Annotated in this window: 17 protein-coding genes, 1 other RNA gene and 1 other annotated feature; of the genes, 3 read left to right on the top strand and 15 right to left on the bottom strand. The window is 39.2% G+C overall.

Features of this window, described 5'->3' with window-relative positions; translation table 11 throughout:
* Positions 1-20 precede the first annotated feature (20 nt).
* From pstA to ACOZIR_RS01405, 8 genes are all read right to left on the bottom strand, one after another.
* On the bottom strand, positions 21-950 hold the full coding sequence (pstA, locus tag ACOZIR_RS01440; protein ID WP_045292121.1) for a phosphate ABC transporter permease PstA: 930 nt from the start codon (positions 948-950) through the stop codon (positions 21-23).
* On the bottom strand, positions 947-1,834 hold the full coding sequence (gene pstC, locus ACOZIR_RS01435; RefSeq protein WP_013059300.1) for a phosphate ABC transporter permease subunit PstC: 888 nt from the start codon (positions 1,832-1,834) through the stop codon (positions 947-949). The genes pstA and pstC overlap by 4 nt, the downstream gene beginning before the upstream one ends.
* Positions 1,835-1,958: 124 nt before the next feature.
* Positions 1,959-2,843 carry a phosphate ABC transporter substrate-binding protein PstS family protein gene (locus ACOZIR_RS01430; RefSeq protein ID WP_016765625.1) on the bottom strand — a complete coding sequence of 295 codons (885 nt, stop codon included), beginning with the start codon at positions 2,841-2,843 and terminating at the stop codon, positions 1,959-1,961.
* A 422-nt stretch (positions 2,844-3,265) separates the two neighbouring features.
* On the bottom strand, positions 3,266-4,030 hold the full coding sequence (locus tag ACOZIR_RS01425) for a tRNA threonylcarbamoyladenosine dehydratase (protein ID WP_025750578.1): 765 nt from the start codon (positions 4,028-4,030) through the stop codon (positions 3,266-3,268).
* Positions 4,031-4,192: 162 nt separating this feature from the next.
* A non-coding RNA gene (gene ssrS / locus ACOZIR_RS01420) (6S RNA) lies at positions 4,193-4,374 on the bottom strand.
* A 118-nt stretch (positions 4,375-4,492) separates the two neighbouring features.
* Positions 4,493-6,271: an aspartate--tRNA ligase gene (gene aspS / locus ACOZIR_RS01415; RefSeq protein WP_045292125.1), complete on the bottom strand. Its 1,779-nt coding sequence runs from the start codon at positions 6,269-6,271 to the stop codon at positions 4,493-4,495.
* A 12-nt stretch (positions 6,272-6,283) separates the two neighbouring features.
* The gene (gene hisS / locus ACOZIR_RS01410; RefSeq protein WP_421535497.1) at positions 6,284-7,552 is read right to left on the bottom strand and encodes a histidine--tRNA ligase; all 1,269 of its coding nucleotides are present in this window, start codon (positions 7,550-7,552) and stop codon (positions 6,284-6,286) included.
* A 67-nt stretch (positions 7,553-7,619) separates the two neighbouring features.
* Positions 7,620-7,852: a binding site (T-box leader), on the bottom strand.
* 87 nt (positions 7,853-7,939) lie between these two features.
* Positions 7,940-8,116, bottom strand: a complete 177-nt coding sequence (locus ACOZIR_RS01405; RefSeq protein WP_035335109.1) for a hypothetical protein — start codon at positions 8,114-8,116, stop codon at positions 7,940-7,942.
* Between the two features lie 166 nt (positions 8,117-8,282).
* On the opposite strand from ACOZIR_RS01405, the gene ACOZIR_RS01400 reads away from it, so the two are divergent.
* Positions 8,283-9,167: an N-acetylmuramoyl-L-alanine amidase gene (locus ACOZIR_RS01400; RefSeq protein ID WP_237758444.1), complete on the top strand. Its 885-nt coding sequence runs from the start codon at positions 8,283-8,285 to the stop codon at positions 9,165-9,167.
* On the opposite strand, the gene dtd is transcribed toward ACOZIR_RS01400, so the two are convergent.
* From dtd to ACOZIR_RS01370, 6 genes are all read right to left on the bottom strand, one after another.
* Positions 9,158-9,619, bottom strand: coding sequence for a D-aminoacyl-tRNA deacylase (dtd, locus tag ACOZIR_RS01395; protein ID WP_328120114.1), 462 nt, complete (start codon positions 9,617-9,619; stop codon positions 9,158-9,160). The genes ACOZIR_RS01400 and dtd overlap by 10 nt on opposite strands.
* A gap of 15 nt (positions 9,620-9,634) precedes the next feature.
* Positions 9,635-11,833 carry a RelA/SpoT family protein gene (locus ACOZIR_RS01390; protein ID WP_045292132.1) on the bottom strand — a complete coding sequence of 733 codons (2,199 nt, stop codon included), beginning with the start codon at positions 11,831-11,833 and terminating at the stop codon, positions 9,635-9,637.
* A 185-nt stretch (positions 11,834-12,018) separates the two neighbouring features.
* Positions 12,019-12,531, bottom strand: coding sequence for an adenine phosphoribosyltransferase (locus ACOZIR_RS01385; protein WP_013059309.1), 513 nt, complete (start codon positions 12,529-12,531; stop codon positions 12,019-12,021).
* Positions 12,532-12,546: 15 nt separating this feature from the next.
* Positions 12,547-14,889 carry a single-stranded-DNA-specific exonuclease RecJ gene (gene recJ / locus ACOZIR_RS01380; RefSeq protein WP_310878299.1) on the bottom strand — a complete coding sequence of 781 codons (2,343 nt, stop codon included), beginning with the start codon at positions 14,887-14,889 and terminating at the stop codon, positions 12,547-12,549.
* A 140-nt stretch (positions 14,890-15,029) separates the two neighbouring features.
* On the bottom strand, positions 15,030-17,267 hold the full coding sequence (gene secDF, locus ACOZIR_RS01375) for a protein translocase subunit SecDF (RefSeq protein WP_045292136.1): 2,238 nt from the start codon (positions 17,265-17,267) through the stop codon (positions 15,030-15,032).
* Between the two features lie 137 nt (positions 17,268-17,404).
* Positions 17,405-17,698 (bottom strand): post-transcriptional regulator, encoded by a 294-nt coding sequence (locus ACOZIR_RS01370; RefSeq protein WP_028411692.1) that lies wholly within the window; start codon positions 17,696-17,698, stop codon positions 17,405-17,407.
* A gap of 64 nt (positions 17,699-17,762) precedes the next feature.
* Between ACOZIR_RS01370 and spoVB the strand changes: the two genes are divergently transcribed.
* Positions 17,763-19,373 carry a stage V sporulation protein B gene (gene spoVB, locus ACOZIR_RS01365; RefSeq protein WP_080890171.1) on the top strand — a complete coding sequence of 537 codons (1,611 nt, stop codon included), beginning with the start codon at positions 17,763-17,765 and terminating at the stop codon, positions 19,371-19,373.
* A 20-nt stretch (positions 19,374-19,393) separates the two neighbouring features.
* Here spoVB and ACOZIR_RS01360 read toward each other — a convergent pair whose 3' ends face one another.
* Positions 19,394-20,047 carry a DUF421 domain-containing protein gene (locus ACOZIR_RS01360; protein WP_421535496.1) on the bottom strand — a complete coding sequence of 218 codons (654 nt, stop codon included), beginning with the start codon at positions 20,045-20,047 and terminating at the stop codon, positions 19,394-19,396.
* 146 nt (positions 20,048-20,193) lie between these two features.
* On the opposite strand from ACOZIR_RS01360, the gene ACOZIR_RS01355 reads away from it, so the two are divergent.
* A complete protein-coding gene (locus ACOZIR_RS01355; RefSeq protein ID WP_014458132.1) occupies positions 20,194-20,577 on the top strand; it encodes a TIGR04086 family membrane protein in 384 nt (127 codons plus the stop codon).
* The last annotated feature ends 35 nt before the right edge of the window (positions 20,578-20,612 follow it).

Here is a 20,612-nt window from a genome sequence, read left to right as displayed (position 1 = left end):
TTTCTTTTTTTCTTTATCTATTAAGCTGCACTTTTAACGTCTTTTCGTTTTTTCGTTTTTGTTGAACCTTTAAAGTAGCTGTCTAAAAGTTTTGCTACTAAACGAGCGACTATGTTAAACAACAGAACCATAATGATTAGAATAGCAGCTGACTTTGTTGCAATCAATCTCGCATCAGGTACAATTCCTTCAGAGTTTAATTTCCAAATGTGGACGGCAAGCGTCTCCGCTGGTCGAAAAATATTAAACGGGTTTACAGGACTCGTTAAGTCGGCATTTGAATTTAACATCGGCGTCGTTAAGCCAGCTGTATAAATCAGCGCAGCTGCCTCTCCAAAGATTCGTCCCGCTGTTAAAATAACGCCCGTGATAATTTGTTGAATCGCTGATGGAATCACTACTTTGACAATTGTTTGCCATTTAGTTGCACCCAAACCTAAACTCGCTTCTTTTACACTCGCAGGAACAGATGCAATCGCACTTTCACATACGCGCGTTAAACCGGGTAAATTTAAAATTGTAATCACAAGTGCTCCGCCGATAAGCGTATAGCCCCAGCCTGAAAATGTGACGAAAATTAATAATCCAAATAAACCAACTACAATGGACGGTAATGACGCCATTGTCTCAATACATAAGCGGACGAAATTTAGGAAACGACCTTGCTTCGCGTACTCCGCTAAGTAAATTCCGGCTCCTAACCCAAGAGGAATAGAAATGATCAGCGTTAAAACAAGCATGTAAAACGAGTTAAACAGCTGTGGTCCGATACCGCCTCCTGCCATCGTATTGCTTGGCTTTCCAAATAAAAAGTTCGGATCCCAAAATCCCCAGCCCTTGGCGATAATTTCAACAACTAAATACACTAATAGCGCCACAACTAGAGCGGCAATGCCATAAAAAATACCTGTCCATATATTATTTACTGTGCGTGCATTTTTGTTTTTCATTGATGAGCACCTCGTTTCCCAATTGCTCGGATAATTAAAATGAACACGAAAGAAATAAGCAGTAAAATCATGGCTAACGTCCACAATGCGTTATTCCATGCCGTTCCGTTTAACGTATTAGACATATCCATTGTTAAAATACCTGTTAATGTTGCCGTTGGGCTATATAAGCTTTCAGGAAGCTTAACCGTGTTTCCGATAACCATTTGAACAGCTAGCGCTTCTCCGAATGCGCGGGCAAGCCCTAACACGATGCCTGTTAAAATACCTGTTTTAGCAGATGGAATAATCACTCGGCTAATGGCCTGCCATCTTGTTGAACCTAATCCATAAGAAGCTTCTAAATATTCAGGTGCTACGCTTCGAATTGCATCGTCAGCAATACTTGCAATTGTCGGAAGAATCATGACGCTTAAGACAATAATTCCGGCAATCAAACTAAAGCCCACTCCGCCGAAGTTATCGCGAAGAAGCGGCACTAAAATGGTAACCCCTAAAAGACCGTATACCACTGAAGGAACTCCGACTAAAAGCTCTAACACCGGTCGCAAAACCGTTGAACCAAATTTAGGCGAAATATAGTTGTTAAAAATGGCAATAGCAATTCCAATTGGAGCGCTTATAATAACAGCTCCGATTGATACAAGCATGGAACCTAGAATAAACACAAGTGCCCCGTATTCTTTATTGTTTGGGCTCCATTTTGTTGAAGTCAACATTTCACCGATTGATATATTACTTTGTAAAAATGACTGTATGCCTTTTTCACAAATAAATACGATAATAGCTAACGTAACAAGTACAATTAAAATACCGCAAAATGTAGAAAGCGTACGGCCAATGTATTCGCTTTTTACATAATTAATGGATTTTTTCCCCTTCATCGCTCTGTCTCCTTACATATTCAGTATATATTCGCTTTTCTTTTTATTCGCTATATACTTTATTAACATTCAAATAGAATAAGACTGACTGTGTTAGTCAGCCCTATTCTTTTTTAAAACATTCTTATTTTTTGAACTCAGTCATTGGGATATATCCCATATCTTCTACTTGCTTAGCAAAGTCTTTACCAGCTACGTAGTCAATGTACTCTTTTGCACCATCTTTTGGCTCACCGTTTGTAATCATGTACTCATAAGACCAGAACGGATATTTTTTAGAAACAATGTTTTCTGTTGTTGGCTCCACACCATCAATATTAAGCATTTTTAAACTTTCTTTTTTATCGCCAATTAAATACGACATAGCAAGGTAACTTACTGCTCCTGGCGTTGAGTTTACTGATTGCTCAACCGCTCCGTTTGAATCTTGAGCTGTACCAACGCTGTCATTTACTTTTGCGTCACCCATTAATGTTTTCTCAAATGTAGCACGTGTACCAGATGATGCCGGACGGTTGATTACGTTAATTTTTTCGTCGTTTCCGCCAACTTCTTTCCAGTTTTTAATTTCGCCAGAGAAAATCTTTTGAATTTGCTCTTTTGTTAACGATTCTACTTTTACATCTTTATTTACAACAAGTGCGAACCCAATGCCCGCTACTTTCGTATCGACAAGTTTATCTGCTTTTGATTTATCTTCGATTTTATCGGCTGCTGGAACGTCAGAGTTTCCAATGTCAACTGCTCCTGATGCTACTTGGTTGACACCAGTTCCACTACCTCCACCTTGTACCGTTACTGAAAGGTTTGGATATTTTTCAGTAATTCCATTCGCTGCTTCTTCTGCAAGTGGTTGTAAAGCTGTAGATCCCGCCGCTGTTAACGTACCTGACACTTCTTCTTTGCTGCCTGAACCACTGTCGTTGCTTGCTCCCTCTTTACCACATGCTGCTAGTGCTCCTACCATTAAAAAAGCTGCTAATGTTACTTTAAAACCCTTTGTTTTCATTGCATTACCCTCCAATAAATGTATGTGTAATTAGTACTAGTCCTTTGTACTCGAACAACAGGTACAAGACACATTATACGAGTAGATTGTTGTCTTTATATGAAGTGAATTTTAAGTTACTGTAAACTTACTTATTTGGGGCTTATTTTTTCTTGTTTCTATCAAAACCCTTGGTATATAAGGCTTTCTGAATATTACTGTAGAATATCCAAAAGAAAGAAAGCGGAAACGTAAATTTTATGTAAATAGAGCGTTAAATAAATTTACATAAATCTCTTTTTTTAATACAGTGTAAATTCATCATCAATCCATATTTTTCAAAACATTAGTACTTTTTATACATATCGTACAGAAGATTCCATCCAAAGCATAAACAGAAGAGATATTTCCATAAAAAAAAGAAGGCTGCGATAGCCTTCTTTTTATTCATCACCTACGCGGCGAATCTTAATATCACTTAATAATTCATTAATAACATGACCGCCCATAATTAAGCCTGCTACAGATGGAACAAAAGCATTAGAAGATGGAGGCATTTTCGCTTTGCGAATTTGCGCTTGATCATTTCCTACTTCTTTGCGAACTTCTTCGCGAATAACGATTGGACGTTCATCAGAAAAAACGACGTTAATTCCTTTGCGAATTCCTTCTTTACGCAGACGAGTACGCACAACTTTTGCAATCGGATCTGTATGCGTCTTTGAAATGTCTGCAATTTTAAAACGTGTTGGGTCCATTTTATTGGCAGCACCCATACTTGAAATGATCGGGATATCACGTTTTAGACATTCTTTCATTAAGTGAATTTTATACGAAATGGTATCAGATGCATCCACTACGAAGTCCGGTTTATAGCTAAAGAACTCTTCATACGTTTCTTCTGTATAAAACATTTGCAAAGAAACGACGTCACAGTCTGGATTAATGTCTAAAATACGCTGTTTCATTAATTCTGTCTTAGGCTGTCCTACCGTAGAAAGCAGCGCGTGAATTTGACGGTTGACATTTGTAATATCAACATCGTCTTTATCTACAAGAATTAAACGCCCTACTCCTGAGCGAGCCAAAGCTTCAGCAGAAAATGACCCTACTCCTCCTATCCCTAAAATAGCAACTGTGCTGCCTTTTAAAGTAGCTAGCCCTTCTTTTCCTATCGCCAGTTCATTACGCGAAAACTGATGCAACATGTTAAAACACTCCTCTATTAAATACACCAACGTGTATGATTAATTCAAATAAACAACGAAATTGACTATATCATATTTTTAGCAAAACGAACATCAGCATTCGTTATTTCTCCATAAAAAAACTCTATGCAAATCATTACATAGAGGATTTCTTATATGTATGCTAGTCCCGATCGTGCCGTCTCGAGTGCCTTCGTTTTGAACCCGCTCTCGGCAGGTGGGTGCTCTGCTTTAACCATTGTAAGTCCTCGAGATGAGGCATGTACGCTCGTTAAAAACTCCGAGCTCCCAAGCAAAAAATTGTTCGGTCAAAACTGGATTAAGGACGAACACATCAGGACTATTTAGTTCTTGAAAGTATCTTATCACAGAAAAAATCACTTTGCAATTAATAAGTAAAACAAAAAAATCGAGCCTGTCGTCTTCAAGTGACAGGCTCGATTTAACAGACAGTTCAATCGATTACGCTTCTGTTTTTTGCTTTTTTACCTGCAAATGCAGCTCATTTAATTGCGCTTCACTTACTTCACCAGGTGCGTTCGTTAATAGACAGCTTGCACTCGCTGTTTTAGGGAAGGCAATTGTATCGCGCAAGTTTGTGCGTCCTGCTAAAAGCATAACCAAACGGTCAAGACCTAACGCAATTCCGCCGTGAGGAGGAGTACCGTATTCAAATGCTTCAAGTAAGAAACCGAACTGCTCATATGCTTCTTCTAATGTAAATCCAAGCGTTTTAAACATTTTTTCTTGAATATCACGCTCATAAATACGTAAAGATCCTCCGCCAAGTTCGTAACCATTCAATACTAAGTCATATGCTTGTGCACGGACTTGTCCAGGATCGCTTTCTAACATTGGTAAATCTTCACGAACTGGCATTGTGAATGGATGATGAGCCGCGTAGTAACGGTTGTCTTCTTCGTCATGCTCAAGAAGAGGCCAATCTGTTACCCATAGGAAGTTAAATTTCGTTTCATCAATAATCCCTTGTTCTTTTGCAAGCTTTAGACGAAGAGCGCCAAGTGCATCTGCTACAACTGACTTTTTATCAGCTACAAATAAAAGTAAATCTCCTTCTTCCGTTTGAAGAGCTTCAGCAAATTGCTTTTGCTCATCTTCGTTGAAGAATTTTGCAATCGGTCCTTTTAAGCCGTCTGCTTCAACTTTCAGCCATGCTAACCCTTTAGCACCGTAAATTTTCACGAACTCTGTTAGAGCATCGATATCTTTACGTGAATAGCTAGAAGCGGCACCTTTTACGTTAATCGCTTTTACTTCTCCGCCGTTTTCAACTGCTGCGCTAAATACTTTGAACCCGCAGTCTTTCACAAGCTCTGATAAGTTAACTAGCTCCATTTCAAAACGTGTATCCGGCTTATCTGAACCGTAGCGGCTCATCGCTTCATCATATGACATGCGCGGGAAAGGCGTCGTTACATCTAAGTCCTTTACGCGCTTCATTACTTTAGACATCATTTCTTCCGTCATTGTCATGATGTCCTCTTGAGATAAAAATGATGTTTCAATATCGATTTGAGTAAATTCAGGCTGACGATCTGCACGCAAGTCCTCATCACGGAAACAGCGAGCAATTTGATAATAACGCTCAACTCCGCTTACCATTAGCAGCTGCTTAAAGATTTGCGGTGATTGAGGAAGAGCATAAAACTCCCCTTCGTGCACGCGGCTTGGCACAAGATAATCACGTGCGCCTTCTGGCGTACTTTTCGTTAAAATAGGTGTTTCAACATCTAAAAAGTCATTTTGATCTAAGAAATCACGAATTGTTTTTGTAATGTCATTGCGCATTTTAAGCGTGTTAAACATCTCAGAACGTCGAAGGTCTAAATAACGATATTTTAATCGAACATCTTCTGATACTTCCGTTTGATCCGCAATGGCAAAAGGAGGTGTTTTCGCTTTGTTTAACACCGTAATCTGCTCAGCATGAACTTCAATTTTACCTGTTTTTAAGTTCGGGTTAACGGTTCCCTCTTCACGAGCTACAACAGTTCCTTGCACTTCCAGTACGAATTCATTACGTACATCTTCAGCAATTTTTAGAGCTTCAGCAGATTTTTCAGGATTAAATACAACTTGTACAACTCCGCCGCGGTCGCGTAAATCAATAAAGATTAATCCCCCTAAATCACGGCGTTTTTGAACCCATCCTTTTAATAGAACTGTTTCGCCAGTTGCTTGTTCTGTTACATCTCCACAGTAGTATGAACGTTTTGTCATCATGGTTCCCCCTTATACTTGTTCTTGCAAATAGCTGACCAATTGATCAATTGATACTTCTTGCTGTTCGCCAGATTCCATATTCTTTACGTTTACAACTTGTTTTGCTAGCTCATCTTCACCTAGAACAACAACAAATTTTGCTTGTACACGATCCGCTGCTTTGAACTGAGCTTTCATTTTTTTATCTTGGTAATCTTTATCGGCTACAAAGCCTGCACGTCGAAGCGTATTTACAATTGAAACGGATTTTTCTTTCGCTTCATCGCCCATTGTCACTACATAGCAATCTACGTCTGTTTCTACCGGAAGCTCAATTCCTTCTGCTTCCAATGCAGATAATAAGCGTTCAATACTTAAAGCGAATCCGATACCCGGTGTTTCAGGTCCGCCGATTTCTTGAATCAGCCCATTATAACGGCCTCCGCCGCAAAGAGTTGTAATGGCGCCAAACCCTTCTGCTTCACTCATTAGTTCAAACGCTGTGTGATTATAATAATCTAACCCGCGGACTAGCGTCGGATCTACAACATAGTCAATGTCTAAATCACTTAAGTACTGCTGTACTTTTTCAAAATATTCTTTTGAATAGTCGTTTAAATAATCAAGAATAGACGGCGCTGTAGCCATCAGTTCATGGTCACGATCTTTTTTACAGTCTAAAATACGAAGAGGGTTTTTCTCCAATCGGCTTTGACAGTCGCTGCAAAACTCTCCGATGCGAGGTGCAAAGTGATCGATAAGCGCTTGACGGTGAGCTTGACGACTTTCCGTATCTCCTAAACTGTTAACAACCAGCTTTAATTTTTTCAATCCAAGCGATTGGTAAAAGCTCATTAACAGGGCAAGAACTTCAGCATCGATAGCTGGATCGTTTACCCCTAATGCTTCTACGCCAAACTGAACGAATTGACGGAAACGTCCCGCTTGAGGTCGTTCATAGCGAAACATAGGACCGATATAAAACAGCTTTGTTGGCTGCGTTGGATTTCCAAACATTTTATTTGAAACAAATGATCGTCCAACTGCAGCTGTTCCTTCTGGACGAAGCGTTAAGCTGCGGTCACCTCGATCTTTAAATGTGTACATTTCTTTTTGTACGATATCCGTTGTTTCTCCCACTCCGCGCAAAAATAATTCAGTGTGTTCAAACATTGGTGTACGAATTTCTTGGTAGTTGAACGCACGGCAGATTTCTCTTGCTCGCTGTTCAACAAACTGCCAATATTCTACTTTGCCCGGTAAAATATCTTGTGTGCCTCTAGGTATTTGAACTGACATAACGTGATATGCCTCCTATATTTAAAATTTACAATACAAAAAACTCTCGCCTCTACTATTTTTCCATAGTAGGGACGAGAGTTAATCTCACGTGGTACCACCCTAATTGAAACATATGACATGTTTCCACTCATTTCGTTAACGCACGAACACGTTCATCTCCTACTAAGTTTCCCTTTTCAGAGTGAAGCCTCCTGAGTGTTCTTTCATAAAGTCATCATGTAGAAATGCTTTCAGCCTAAGACATTTCCTCTCTAGCCACGTGTCATCTTTACTACTTTTCTCGATCTTTGGCTTATCAATATAAAAATGTTATACATTCATTTTAATTTAGCAATTGCTTTCTATATTACGAATGAAATGAGCAGTTGTCAAGCACCTTTCATGTTAAGAGCGGTCTAATTGTTTTCTTAGTTTCTGAATATCTCGAAGCGTTAAACCAAATTCAGAAGCCAATTCAAGGGATGAAGCTTCACTTTCTCTATCAATAAAATCATGAAAATGAATGCCGAATACCGGATTTGCCTGCTGAAATGATTGTTCACCTTTTTCACTAAACTTCATTGTTTCTTCCTCCCTGCATACACTTACTTATCCTTTTATTAGCATTTCCCAAAAAAGATGTTTTTACATAAGAGAAAGGATTTTTTTTATTTTCATCGAATACTCTATTTGGTTATAAAAAGGAGGTCTATCTATTCGCCATCTAAACATGAAGTCTGTATCTGTTTTGGCTGCAAGTATCCTTTTGTTACTGTGCTCTTCCTCATTTGAGCGCCCAAACATACCGGTGCATCACCCCATTGTTGTAACAGCTGACTCTCTTCATGTACGCAGCGGTCCAGGACGTTCATTTTCAATTACAAATAAATTGACGAAGAATACGAGACTATCCGTTTCAGACCGTCAAGGAGATTGGTATTATGTAGAAAGCTCGAACATTCAAGGCTGGGTGTTTAAAAAATTCACGAAAACAGTAGCGCTCCGCAGCGTTCAGCCTAGCATGCAAGTAGCGCAGCGCCAGCCTGTTTATACGCTGAGTAAAAGTTTGCAGCATCTAAAGAGCAAAACCATTATTATTGATGCAGGCCATGGAGGAAAAGATAAAGGAGCCATCGGGACACAGGGCACATATGAAAAAGACCTCACTCTCCGAACAGCGCTTATTTTACAAGACAAACTTCAAAAAGAAGGCGCACACGTCATTTTAACCCGCAGCCGTGATGAGTACCTTCTACTTTCACAGCGCACGCTGCAATCGACTAAAGCAGATGCTTTTATAAGCATTCACTACAACAGTACAAACAGCTCACAGCTAACTGGCCTTATGACGTATTATTACCATCAGCATCAGGACAGTCCACTCACACATTCTATTCATCAGTCACTCATTGAACATGCAAAATTGAAAGACAAAGGAGAACGATTTGGAAACTATTATGTTCTTCGCGAAAATACACGTCCGAGTACTTTAATTGAACTGGGCTTTTTAAGCAACGAACGGGAAGAAACGTATATTAATTCCATCAGTTATCAGCAAATGATTACGTCCGCTATCGCTGAAGGATTAAATCACTACTTTCAAAACAAAGAAAAAACGCAGACTCATCTGTGAGCCTGCGTTTTTTCTTTGCTTTCTACAATAAGTGTGACCGGTCCGTCATTTGTAAATGATACGTCCATCATTTCACCAAATGCGCCCGTTTCTACTCGAATATTTTTTTCTGATAATACTTTATTAAAATAGTTGTAAATCATTGTAGCATGATCTGGCCTAGCAGCTCCCATAAAGTTTGGTCTTCTGCCTTTTCGGCAATCTCCGTACAGCGTAAATTGAGATACCGATAAAATTTCTCCTTCTACATCTAGAAGCGACAAATTCATTTTGCCAGACTCATCATCAAACACTCGCAAATTCACAATTTTATCCGCTACATACTCTGCATCAGCTTCAGTATCGTCATGGGTAATGCCCACTAAAAGCATGTATCCGTGCTTAATCTCACCGACCGTCTCGCCTGCAACAGTTACTTTTGCATTCTTTGCTCTTTGTACGACTACTCTCATGTATAACGACCTTTCTTAATGCATAATTCGACGCACAGAATAAATGTCTCGAAGCTGCTTAATGCGCTCGACCACTTTATGAAGATGACTGATGTTATGGATAGAAATTGACATATGAATCGTAGCCATTTTGTTTCGGTCCGATTTTCCTGAAACGGCTGAAATATTCGTTTTAGTCTCATTAACAACCTGCAGAACTTCATTTAGTAAGCCTCGACGGTCGTAGCCCGAAATTTCAATTTCCACGTTAAACTCTTTGCCTTCTTTAATATGTGTTTCCCACTCTACAGGAATAAGACGGCTTTCAGCATCATCTGTGTGAACGTTTAAACAATCTGCTCTATGAACAGATACTCCTCGCCCCTTTGTAATAAATCCAACAATCTCATCTCCAGGAACTGGATTACAGCACTTAGACAAGCGAATCAGCATATTATCTACACCCGGTACGATAACCCCGGAATCTTTTCGTTTATGCTGGCGAACACGCTTAGCTGCAGTGTCGCGTGCAATATCATCAATTTGGATCTCTTGTTCTTGATCGCGCTGCTTTCTCCACTTCTCGGTTAAACGATTAGCTACTTGAGCGGCAGTTAATCCGTTATATCCAATAGCTGCATACATATCATCTTCATTTGAGAAATTAAACTTCTCCGCTACTCGTTTGATATTATCAGCTGTTAATACTTCTTTTAAGTCAAACTCCATTTGACGAATTTCTTTTTCAACCAGCTCTTTGCCTTTTTCAATATTTTCATCGCGGCTTTGCTTTTTAAAGAATTGGCGAATTTTATTTTTAGCTTGAGACGTTTGAGCAAGCTTTAACCAGTCCTTGCTTGGACCATACGAATGCTTAGACGTCAAAATTTCGATAATGTCCCCCGTTTTCAAACGGTAATCAAGCGTCACCATCTTGCCGTTGACTTTTGCTCCAATGGTTTTGTTTCCGATTTCAGAATGAATACGATAGGAAAAATCAATTGGAACAGAACCTGAAGGAAGCTCAATGACGTCGCCTTTTGGCGTAAAAATGTAAACCATGTCAGAAAACAAATCAACTTTTAGAGATTCCATAAACTCTTCTGCATCGTTTGCATCATTTTGAAATTCTAAAATTTCTCTAAACCACGTTAACTTTTCTTCAAATGAAGCATGCTCAGCTGTTTTTCCCTCTTTGTAAGCCCAGTGAGCAGCAATTCCATACTCAGCAATTTGGTGCATGTCAAATGTTCGAATTTGAACTTCTAACGGATCACCTTTTGGCCCGATAACCGTCGTATGAAGAGACTGGTACATATTTTGTTTTGGCATCGCAATATAATCTTTGAAACGTCCTGGCATTGGCTTCCAGCACGTGTGAATAATCCCTAACACCGCATAGCAGTCTTTAATGCTATTTACAATAATGCGCACAGCTAGTAAATCGTAAATTTCATTAAACTGCTTGTTTTGCAGTGCCATTTTACGATAAATGGAATAAATATGTTTTGGACGTCCTGAAATTTCAACTTTAATCGACACTTCATCTACCTGCTCACGAACTTCATCAATAACTTCAGCCAAATATTGCTCGCGTTCCGCACGCTTTTTCTTCATCAAATTGACAATGCGATAATATTGCTGAGGATTTAAGTAACGTAAAGCTGTATCTTCAAGCTCCCACTTAATTTTTGAAATACCAAGACGATGAGCAAGAGGAGCAAAAATTTCAAGCGTTTCATTTGAAATGCGTCGCTGCTTTTCCTGTGGTAAATGCTTTAGCGTACGCATGTTATGAAGACGATCCGCAAGTTTGATCAGTATGACTCGAATATCTTGAGCCATTGCCACAAACATCTTGCGGTGATTTTCAGCCTGCTGCTCTTCTTTAGACTTATATTTAATTTTCCCAAGTTTTGTTACACCGTCTACGAGCATTGCTACTTCTTCGTTAAAAGCTTTTTCTAAATCCTTTAGTGTTATCTCTGTATCTTCAACCACATCATGTAGAAATCCAGCTGCAATTGTTGCTGGATCCATATCTAGATCAACTAAAATTCCTGCGACTTGAATCGGGTGGATAATATATGGTTCACCCGACTTGCGATATTGTTCTTTGTGAGCTTCTTTTGCAAAATCATATGCTGTTTGTACAAAAGCCACGTCTTCTTCATTTAAATATCGCTTCGTATTGTCAATGACCTGTTCCGCTGTTAGGACTTGCTCATTTGCCATGAAATCACCTTTTATCAACTAGCATTTTTAATTCATATTGTAACTATTATCTTGAAAAAATCCAAGGATGTAAAGCCTTTGCGTCTAATTTATGAAATTTACATCATTTCCATTTTACGTATTAACGTTTTTTAACGAAAAAAGAGCACCTGTATCAGGTACTCTTTTTTATGTGATCGTTCGTCTTAATACGTCATTAATGTGAATACATCGTAACCGTCTAGTTTGTCACGGCCGTCAAGGTAAGAAAGTTCAATTAAGAACGCAGCTCCAACAACAATTCCGCCTAATTCTTCGACAAGCTTAATTGTCGCTTCAATTGTACCGCCTGTTGCTAATAAATCATCTGTAATCAACACGCGCTGACCTGGCTTAATTGCATCTTTATGAATCGTTAATACGTCTTTACCGTATTCTAAACCATAATCTACTTTGATTACTTCACGCGGTAATTTTCCTTCTTTACGAACAGGTGCAAAGCCAATACCTAGCGCATATGCTACTGGACAACCAACGATAAATCCGCGAGCTTCCGGTCCTACGATAATATCAACTTGTTTATCATTGGCATATTTTACAATCTCATCCGTTGCAGCACGGTATGCGTCACCGTTATCCATTAATGTTGAGATATCTTTAAATGTAATACCTGGTTTTGGCCAGTCAGGTACAATTGTAATATAATCTTTAAAATTCATTCTAATGTTGCCTCCTCATTCAATCGAACGCTTAAAAATATCTTGAAATTGATTTTTAAGCTGTACATATGACGTATAAATAAAGTTTTTTTCTATTTCAATCTGCTGCTGCTTTTGGCGATAAGTCGCAGATTCTATTAAATCACGTTTCGCAGAATTTTTCACTAACGAAATTAAGCCATTGTTTATTGTAACAAATTCTAACTCAAAAAACACCTTTGCCATAAAATCAATCGTTTCTTTCGACCAGCCCTTATGAATCGCTAAATCTTCTTTGTAGCGTTTTAAATCAAAAGGACCCTTTTTCGCTAAAAAGCCGTAAAACCATTTAAAGTGATCACGAGTTGGGATTGTATCAAAATAATGGTCTTCTTCCGTTAAGAAAATAGCGTATATTCTAGAAGGAATACCTTGGACAAACAAAGCTTCAAGCCACTTCTGTGAAGGAGGCAAATCTAATAAAACGATCTGTTCCCCTGCAAACATACATGCTTTTGCCTGTTCTTCATTTTGAATAAGAACAACATGCTCCATCGGCAGCAGCGACTTGTATTTATCAATTGTTGAATCGTGAAAAGCAACAACTTTCATTTGATCCGTGAATACCTGCTCAAAGAAACGTTTGACATCAACCGCACTGCGATAATCAAACATCTGCCACTCGTCTACAGAGATATCTTCTACCATCAGCTGCGGTTTGCGCATATTGTTCCACTCATTAATAGATAGTTCACCTACTAATGATACCTTAGCTATAGGAGATACTTCATCTAATATATAGCCTAACCCAAATCCTACTGCATCAACCGATACACCGCTGTCTTCAAATACGAGTTTTAAATGATTTTTATTAGCACCAATTTTCCGCATAGATGTTGTATGAACATCTTTAATGAGAACTTTTGGCTTCGGGTTATGCATACCAAATGGAGCAAGCGCACTCATTTGTTCAATGTTCTCCAGCGTAATTTCCTCTGTTGTGCATACTGTATCAACTGATGTAATTGGAATAAAATCCTGTTCGGTTAACACGTTGCTTGCTTGTTCATTAAGACGTGTGCGCAGCTCTTCTACATCATCGCTGTTTAACGTCATGCCGGCTGCCATTGGATGTCCTCCAAAATGCGGCAAAATGTCACGGCATTTAGATAAGTTCGCGAATAGGTCAAAGCCTTCGATACTTCTTGCTGAACCTTTGGCAATACGGTTTTCAGAGTCAATACTTAGTACAATTGTTGGTCTGTAGAACTTTTCTACGAGCCTAGAAGCGACAATTCCAACAACGCCTGCATTCCATCCTTCTCCCTCTACAATAAGAACGCTGTTTTCATCCGGAGGATACATATTTTCAACAAATTCAACAGCTTCTTCCGTAATATCGTTTACGATTTGCTGCCTTTCCTTGTTTAACGCATCAATTTCTTTAGCTAAACCTTTTGCTTCTTCAACATTTGTTGTCATAAGCAAGTGAACAGCTGGATCAGCATCTTGAAGACGTCCTACTGCATTAATGCGAGGAGCCATAGCAAATCCAATTGTATCTTCAGTAATTTCTTCGCGTTTTACTCCACATACGCTCAGCAGCGCTTCAATTCCAGTGCGCTTCGTGAGCTTGAGATAGTCAAGACCTTTGCGAGCAATTAAGCGGTTTTCGTCGACTAAAGGAACTAAGTCAGCAATCGTCCCAATCACTGCTAGTTCTAACAAATGTTCCGGAAGCTCCCCTAACAGCGCATGAGCAAGTTTAAAAGCCACTCCTACACCTGCCAGTTCTTTAAATGGATATGTACTTCCCGGCAGCTTTGGATGAATAATTGCATACGCATCTGGTAAAACCGGACCCGGCTCGTGGTGATCCGTAATAATTAAATCAAAATCTAATTCACGTGCATACGCCGTTTCTTCGACTGCCGAAATACCTGTGTCTACCGTAATCACCAGCTGATAGCCGCCTGCGTTTATTTTATCAAATGCTGCCTTATTCGGCCCATAACCTTCTGTAAAGCGATTAGGAATATAAAAATCAGTATCAGCGCCGAGCTGCTGTAAAGCAGATAACATAACAGATGTACTGCTGACGCCGTCCGCATCGTAATCTCCATAGATCATAATTTTTTCATTATGATCAATTGCTTGCTGAATACGAGCTACCGCTTTGTCCATATCGTGCAATAAAAACGGATCGTGGAACGTTTGTGCATCAACGTGTAAAAACTCACGTGCCGCTTCTACTGTTGTCATGCCTCTATTAAGTAATAACGAAGCTACTAGAGGTGTAATATTGAGGTTTTCTACAAATTCATTAACAAGTTGTTCATCACATTCTTGAACATTCCAACGTTTTTTTGACTGTAACATGTCTCTTCACCCCTTAACCCACATTATTATACTAGAGTGGATGAAATGGAGCAACGAAAGAAAATAAGCATATTTTTCTGACAGTGGGTCTTGAATTTTCACACACAAAAAAACGTGCGAAAACTTCGCACGTTTTTGAATTACTTGCTTTCTACTTCTTTTTGTTGCTCGCGCTTCAACTGTTTCCCTTTCCACACAAGCCATAGCTGAGCAGCAATAAACACAGATGAATATGCACCAAGAATTAAACCTACTAACAGGGCAATTGAGAAGTTTTGAATCGATTCACTTCCGAATAGAAGAAGTGCTACAACTGCAATCACAACTGTTAACACGGTGTTCATTGAACGAGTAAACGTTTCACGCAAGCTTAAATTTACGATAAACGCCAAATCGTCAAACGTTTTGGATTTAAATTTCTGCATATTTTCACGAATGCGGTCAAACGTAACGATCGTATCGTTAATCGAGTAACCAACAATCGTCAAGACAGCGGCGATAAACGTTAAATCCACTTCTAATTTCGTTAAGCTGAAGACCGTAACGATAAAGAACGCATCATGTAACAAAGCAAGTACGGCTGCAAGAGCCATATAAAATTCAAATCGAATCGTTACATAGATGATAATTCCAATTGAAGCAATTAAAATCGCCATCATTGCATTTTTCGCCAGTTCTTTTCCTACTGTGGGCGAAACGGTGCTTACATTTGGTTCAGAACCGTACTTGTCTTTAAAGTGATCTTTCAAATTAGCAATTTCTTTTTTATCCAAGACTCCAACTACACGTACAACACCTGTATCATTACTTTTCCCTGTAATAACTACATCATCCGTTTTGATATCAAGAGACTTCATTTCACGCTGTATCTCAGCCTGCGTAACGGTATGATTTGCCGGAATTTCTATGCGAGTTCCGCTCGTAAAGTCAATACCAAGATTCAGCTTGAACACAGCAACCGAAATAATACCGATAATGACCAGCACGCTTGAGAATGTGAAGAACGCTTTACGGTATTTAACAAAGTCAATTTTATCCCACGCTGTAGGTAAAACGGTTGTGCCGTCATCTTTGCTTAAATCGTGAATTTGCTCTTTCTTCACGCCAAAGTAGCCTGGTTTTTTATCAAACCAGCGGCTGTTTACTAAAAGGCTCATTAATAATCGCGTACCGTATACGGCCGTAATAAAACTTAGCACAATTCCGATCATTAATGTTGTTGCAAATCCTTTTACTGAACTTTGACCATAAAAGAATAATACAAGAGCCGCTAACATCGTTGTAATATTGGCATCAAAAATGGTCGCAAGTGAGCGACGATTTCCTGCCCGGTAGGCCGATATAACAGACCTTCCTGTTTTCAGTTCATCTTTAATCCGCTCGTACGTAATGATATTCGCATCGACTGCCATACCTACACCGAGAATAAGAGCCGCAATACCTGGAAGGGTCATAACCACATGCATCAAGTCAAATACAAGCAGGTTTAAATACACGTAGAAGCTGAGTGTAATAATGGCAATAAGCCCCGGTATACGGTAGAAAAACAGCATATAAAGGAAGATAACCCCAATCCCGATAATACCCGCTAATATAGTCGTGTGAAGAGCTTCTTCCCCAAACTGCGCTCCAACGGATGTAGAGTATAGCTCATCTAATTTAACTGGCAGCGACCCGGCATTTAGCAATTCCGCCAGCTGCGTTGCACTTTTCACTGTGAAGTTTCCACCTGAAATTTCAACATCTGGCTGCGTTAACACGCTGCTAACAGAGGCTGCAGACAGATACTTCGGATTTTGTTTTGCTGATTCTTTTTGGTACGAGTCTTTTCCTTCTTCATAATCCAGCCAAATGACAATTAAATTGTTAGGTGCTGGTTTTTGAGAAAGCTCTCGCGTGATCTTTTCAAATTTTTTCGCATTTTTTAACTTTAGTGAGACGCTAGGCTGATTGCTTTGGTCAAACGATTGCTTTGCTCCGCCTTGCGCTAAGTCTGTACCATCCATCAGCACCTTATCGTTCACGTCACGGAACGTTAAGTTTGCTTGAGTTGATAACAAATCCCTGGCTTGCTTTTGATTCGTGACACCAGCTAGCTGAACGCGGATGCGGTCGTTTCCTTCAATTTGAATGCTGGGCTCACTAACTCCCAGTACATCGACACGTTGACGCAGCGCTTCAACCGTGCTGTTAAGTGCCTTTTTGTCAATGACATCGCCTTTTTTAGCTGGACTGACTTTATATAAAATTTCAAATCCACCTTGAAGGTCGAGGCCAAGTTTAATATCTTTTGTAATTCCAGTCATCGTTGTTCCGATTGTACTAAACACAAGCAGTACTAAGAGGAAAAAGGCAACGATACGTCCTCTTTTAACCATCGACAGAAAATCCTCCTTCTTATGTAAAAAACATGAAATGATAACAATAGATAAATGACCAATCTAATTATCATTCATAACCTAATGTCTGTCAAATAAAGACCTTATCAAATTTTAATACATGTATTTTACAAACTCTACTTTAATAATTCTTTCCAGTCTTCTCCATTATTAACACTTGAGAACATATCAGATTTATAAGATTCAATTGTTACATAGCTCATCACCTGCGTGATCTTAACAGATAAAATATCATTTACAACTTGGTGGAGAGATAGCTCCTTTTCTTTTTTCCATTTTTTCATTTCCAAATAACTCAATAAATCGTTCTCCGTTACTTCTTCATATCCGAGCATATGAAATTCTTCCATTTTGCTGGATACGACAGGCTGTATAAGTTCTTTCGAAGCTGAAATAAATGGATGTGTCATATCGATCCTCCTTTCCGTTTGACATTTTGCGTAAAATTTCTTTCTCGTATGAGGAATACTTGTCATGCTTGGACACCGACGGCGCATATATTCACTGTATAAACCTCAAGAAAGCAGTGAGTATATGTCTAAATTTTTACAGGGAACTATTATTTTAATAATTGCTGGCTTAATTACACGTGTACTCGGGTTTGTCAATCGAATTGTGGTGGCTCGAATGATTGGAGACGAAGGTGTGGGACTTTATATGATGGCGGTCCCCACGCTGGTATTAGTAATCACCTTAACACAGCTTGGGCTACCGGTTGCCATATCCAAGTTAGTGGCAGAAGCAGAAGCTTTAGGTGACAGGCATAAAATAAAAAAAATACTTGTCGTCTCTTTAAGTATTACGTGCACGCTGAGCGTTTTATTTACGCTCGGACTAATATTATTCGCTCCCGTTGTAGCAAAAACCTTCTTTACAGATTCACGTACAATCTATCCGCTGCTTGCGATTATTCCAGTTATTCCAATCATCGCCGTCTCGTCTGTCATCCGCGGATATTTTCAAGGAAAGCAGCAAATGAAGCCTGCTGCTTATTCTCAAATTATCGAACAAGTGGTGCGCATTACGTTAATTGCCGTATGTACAAAAGCATTTTTGCCTTATGGAATCGAGTACGCTGCGGCTGGCGCTATGCTCTCTTCCGTATTTGGAGAACTAGCTTCACTGTTTTATATGATGTTTATGTTCAAGCGAAAGAAGAAAATAACGGTAAGACGAAAATTTTTTGCTTCTTTACATGCAGGCAAAGATACGTTCCTTGACTTAATGCGAATCGCTCTTCCTACGACAGGAAGCCGCATGATTGGGTCAATTTCTTGGTTTTTAGAACCGATTGTAGTGGCTCAAAGTTTAGCAATCGCAGGAATAGCGACAGCGGTAGCAACGAAGCAGTACGGAGAATTAACAGGCTTTGCACTCCCGCTCCTGATGTTGCCTTCTTTTGTAACGGTGTCTCTATCTACTTCTTTGGTTCCCGCAATCAGTGAATCTCTTGCACAGAATCAAATGAAACAAATCGAATATCGGCTTCATCAAGCTCTCCGCTTGTCGTTTGTAACAGGCGGACTGGCCGTTGTTGTTCTTTATGTATTTGCTAATCCGGTAATGGAATTGATGTATGGTTCTGACAAAGCTGCTATTTTTGTCAAAGTCATGGCGCCTTTCTTTATCTTTTATTACTTTCAAGGGCCGCTTCAAGCTGTTCTGCAGGCGCTAGACCTTGCAAAAGCCGCCATGATTAACAGTTTTATAGGAGCAGCGGTCAAAACATCTCTTATCTTCTTACTCGCAACTCAGCCCAATCTAGGCATTATGGGAGCTGGTCTTGCAATTGTTGTGGGAATGATGCTTGTCACTCTTTTACACCTGTCTACGGTTATGAAAAAAATCACGTATAAGCTTCATGTGTTTGAGTATCTTCGCAGCTTTGCTGTAATGGGCATATCAGGTTTTATTGGACACTTCGCTTATATGAAGCTTTTCACTTCCATCCCTTTGAGTTTGCGAACCGTCTTATCAATTGCACTGACAAGCTTTGTATACGTACTGTTTTTGCTGCTTTTTAGACTGATAACAAAAGAAGAATTAAACCGTTTTTCTGTTTTACGCTATTTTAAACGAAAATAAAACGCGGAGCAATCCGCGTTTTATTGTTTCACATCTATCAAATCTATAAAAAATTTTCCGTTGTCGTAGCTGCAATATGAAATCTTATCTAAGTTTGAATACCCTCGCTTTTCCAGCTCTGTCCTTAACCATTCCGTCGTTTTATGTTCATGCAGCAGATGCTCTTCTTGAATAATGCCGTCAATGATAAAAGGCAAATTCAAATTGCCTTTTTCACCTGATTGCTGATCTTTTTCAAACACGGATAGCCTTCCTGAAGATTCTAAAATAGCGAATTCAACATCAGCTACATTTTTTATATTTTTATCACGGAGCTGCACGAGCAAGTCATTGAAGTTATATCGCTGCCTTTTCATTTCATGTTCGTTTATTTTTCCATTTTCAATGATAATACTAGGTTTGCCATCAATAAAATTTCGCATTCGATTGCTTTTAAGAGACCATATAGCTAAGCCGATTTGAATAATAAGAAGCGTTAACATCGGAAGAATTGAATACAGCAAAGGATCTTTTGGGTTTTCAATAGCCATTACTGCCATTTCAGCAATCATAATAAAGACCACTAAATCCAATATGCTCAGCTCCCCTATTTCCCTTTTGCCCATAACGCGAAAAATAATTAAAACTACTACATATAAAAGAACGGTTCGCGCAACCATGATCAACAACTCCACCGCAAAGACCTCCTTTATGTATTCCCTTGTAGTTTGTACCATTTATTTTAAAATAGCCTTACTTTTATGCGTCTATTTTGAAGTCATCCCGAATATGCTCGTACTAAGGGTTCACCTATCTTTTTATTTCATGAGGGGGAAACAAGTTGGGTGCAAAACGAATGAGCAACGCTGTATTTGCAGGGGTAGCAACAATCTTAGTGATGGCTTTAGCGATTAGCATTATCTTTTCGCTTATTTTAAAATTCACATCGCTTGAAGAACAGTCCGTACGTTTATTTTTACTTATTCTCTCATTTATTACACTGTTTATCGGAGGATTTATCGCAGGAGGACGAAACGGTTCAAAGGGACTTCTTGTTGGAGGCGCCACTGGTATTTCTTATTCTTTTTTAATGTTTTTGCTGCAATTCCTCGGCTATAGTCACCTGTTTTCTGCACAGCAGCTTTTATTTCACGCTGGATTTATTGGAGTCGCTATTCTCGGGGGAATTGTTGGCGTAAACATTGCCGGTTCACGAGAAGCATAAAAAAACGTCACGTACATGTACGTGACGTTTTTTTA

This window comes from Priestia sp. D3YE.R1 (genome assembly GCF_049199565.1).
Lineage (GTDB): Bacteria > Bacillota > Bacilli > Bacillales > Bacillaceae_H > Priestia > Priestia aryabhattai.
This window is presented reverse-complemented; position numbering and strand designations above follow the sequence as displayed.

Excerpts from the sequence above, each read along its gene's own strand:
- pstA (WP_045292121.1), bottom strand. The coding sequence starts at position 950 with ATGAAAAACAAAAATGCACGCACAGTAAATAATATATGGACAGGTATT.
- pstC (WP_013059300.1), bottom strand. The coding sequence starts at position 1,834 with ATGAAGGGGAAAAAATCCATTAATTATGTAAAAAGCGAATACATTGGC.
- ACOZIR_RS01430 (WP_016765625.1), bottom strand. The coding sequence starts at position 2,843 with ATGAAAACAAAGGGTTTTAAAGTAACATTAGCAGCTTTTTTAATGGTA.
- ACOZIR_RS01425 (WP_025750578.1), bottom strand. The coding sequence starts at position 4,030 with ATGTTGCATCAGTTTTCGCGTAATGAACTGGCGATAGGAAAAGAAGGG.
- aspS (WP_045292125.1), bottom strand. The coding sequence starts at position 6,271 with ATGACAAAACGTTCATACTACTGTGGAGATGTAACAGAACAAGCAACT.
- hisS (WP_421535497.1), bottom strand. The coding sequence starts at position 7,552 with ATGTCAGTTCAAATACCTAGAGGCACACAAGATATTTTACCGGGCAAA.
- ACOZIR_RS01405 (WP_035335109.1), bottom strand. The coding sequence starts at position 8,116 with ATGAAGTTTAGTGAAAAAGGTGAACAATCATTTCAGCAGGCAAATCCG.
- dtd (WP_328120114.1), bottom strand. The coding sequence starts at position 9,619 with ATGAGAGTAGTCGTACAAAGAGCAAAGAATGCAAAAGTAACTGTTGCA.
- ACOZIR_RS01390 (WP_045292132.1), bottom strand. The coding sequence starts at position 11,833 with ATGGCAAATGAGCAAGTCCTAACAGCGGAACAGGTCATTGACAATACG.
- ACOZIR_RS01385 (WP_013059309.1), bottom strand. The coding sequence starts at position 12,531 with ATGAATTTTAAAGATTATATTACAATTGTACCTGACTGGCCAAAACCA.
- recJ (WP_310878299.1), bottom strand. The coding sequence starts at position 14,889 with ATGTTACAGTCAAAAAAACGTTGGAATGTTCAAGAATGTGATGAACAA.
- secDF (WP_045292136.1), bottom strand. The coding sequence starts at position 17,267 with ATGGTTAAAAGAGGACGTATCGTTGCCTTTTTCCTCTTAGTACTGCTT.
- ACOZIR_RS01370 (WP_028411692.1), bottom strand. The coding sequence starts at position 17,698 with ATGACACATCCATTTATTTCAGCTTCGAAAGAACTTATACAGCCTGTC.
- spoVB (WP_080890171.1), top strand. The coding sequence starts at position 17,763 with ATGCTTGGACACCGACGGCGCATATATTCACTGTATAAACCTCAAGAA.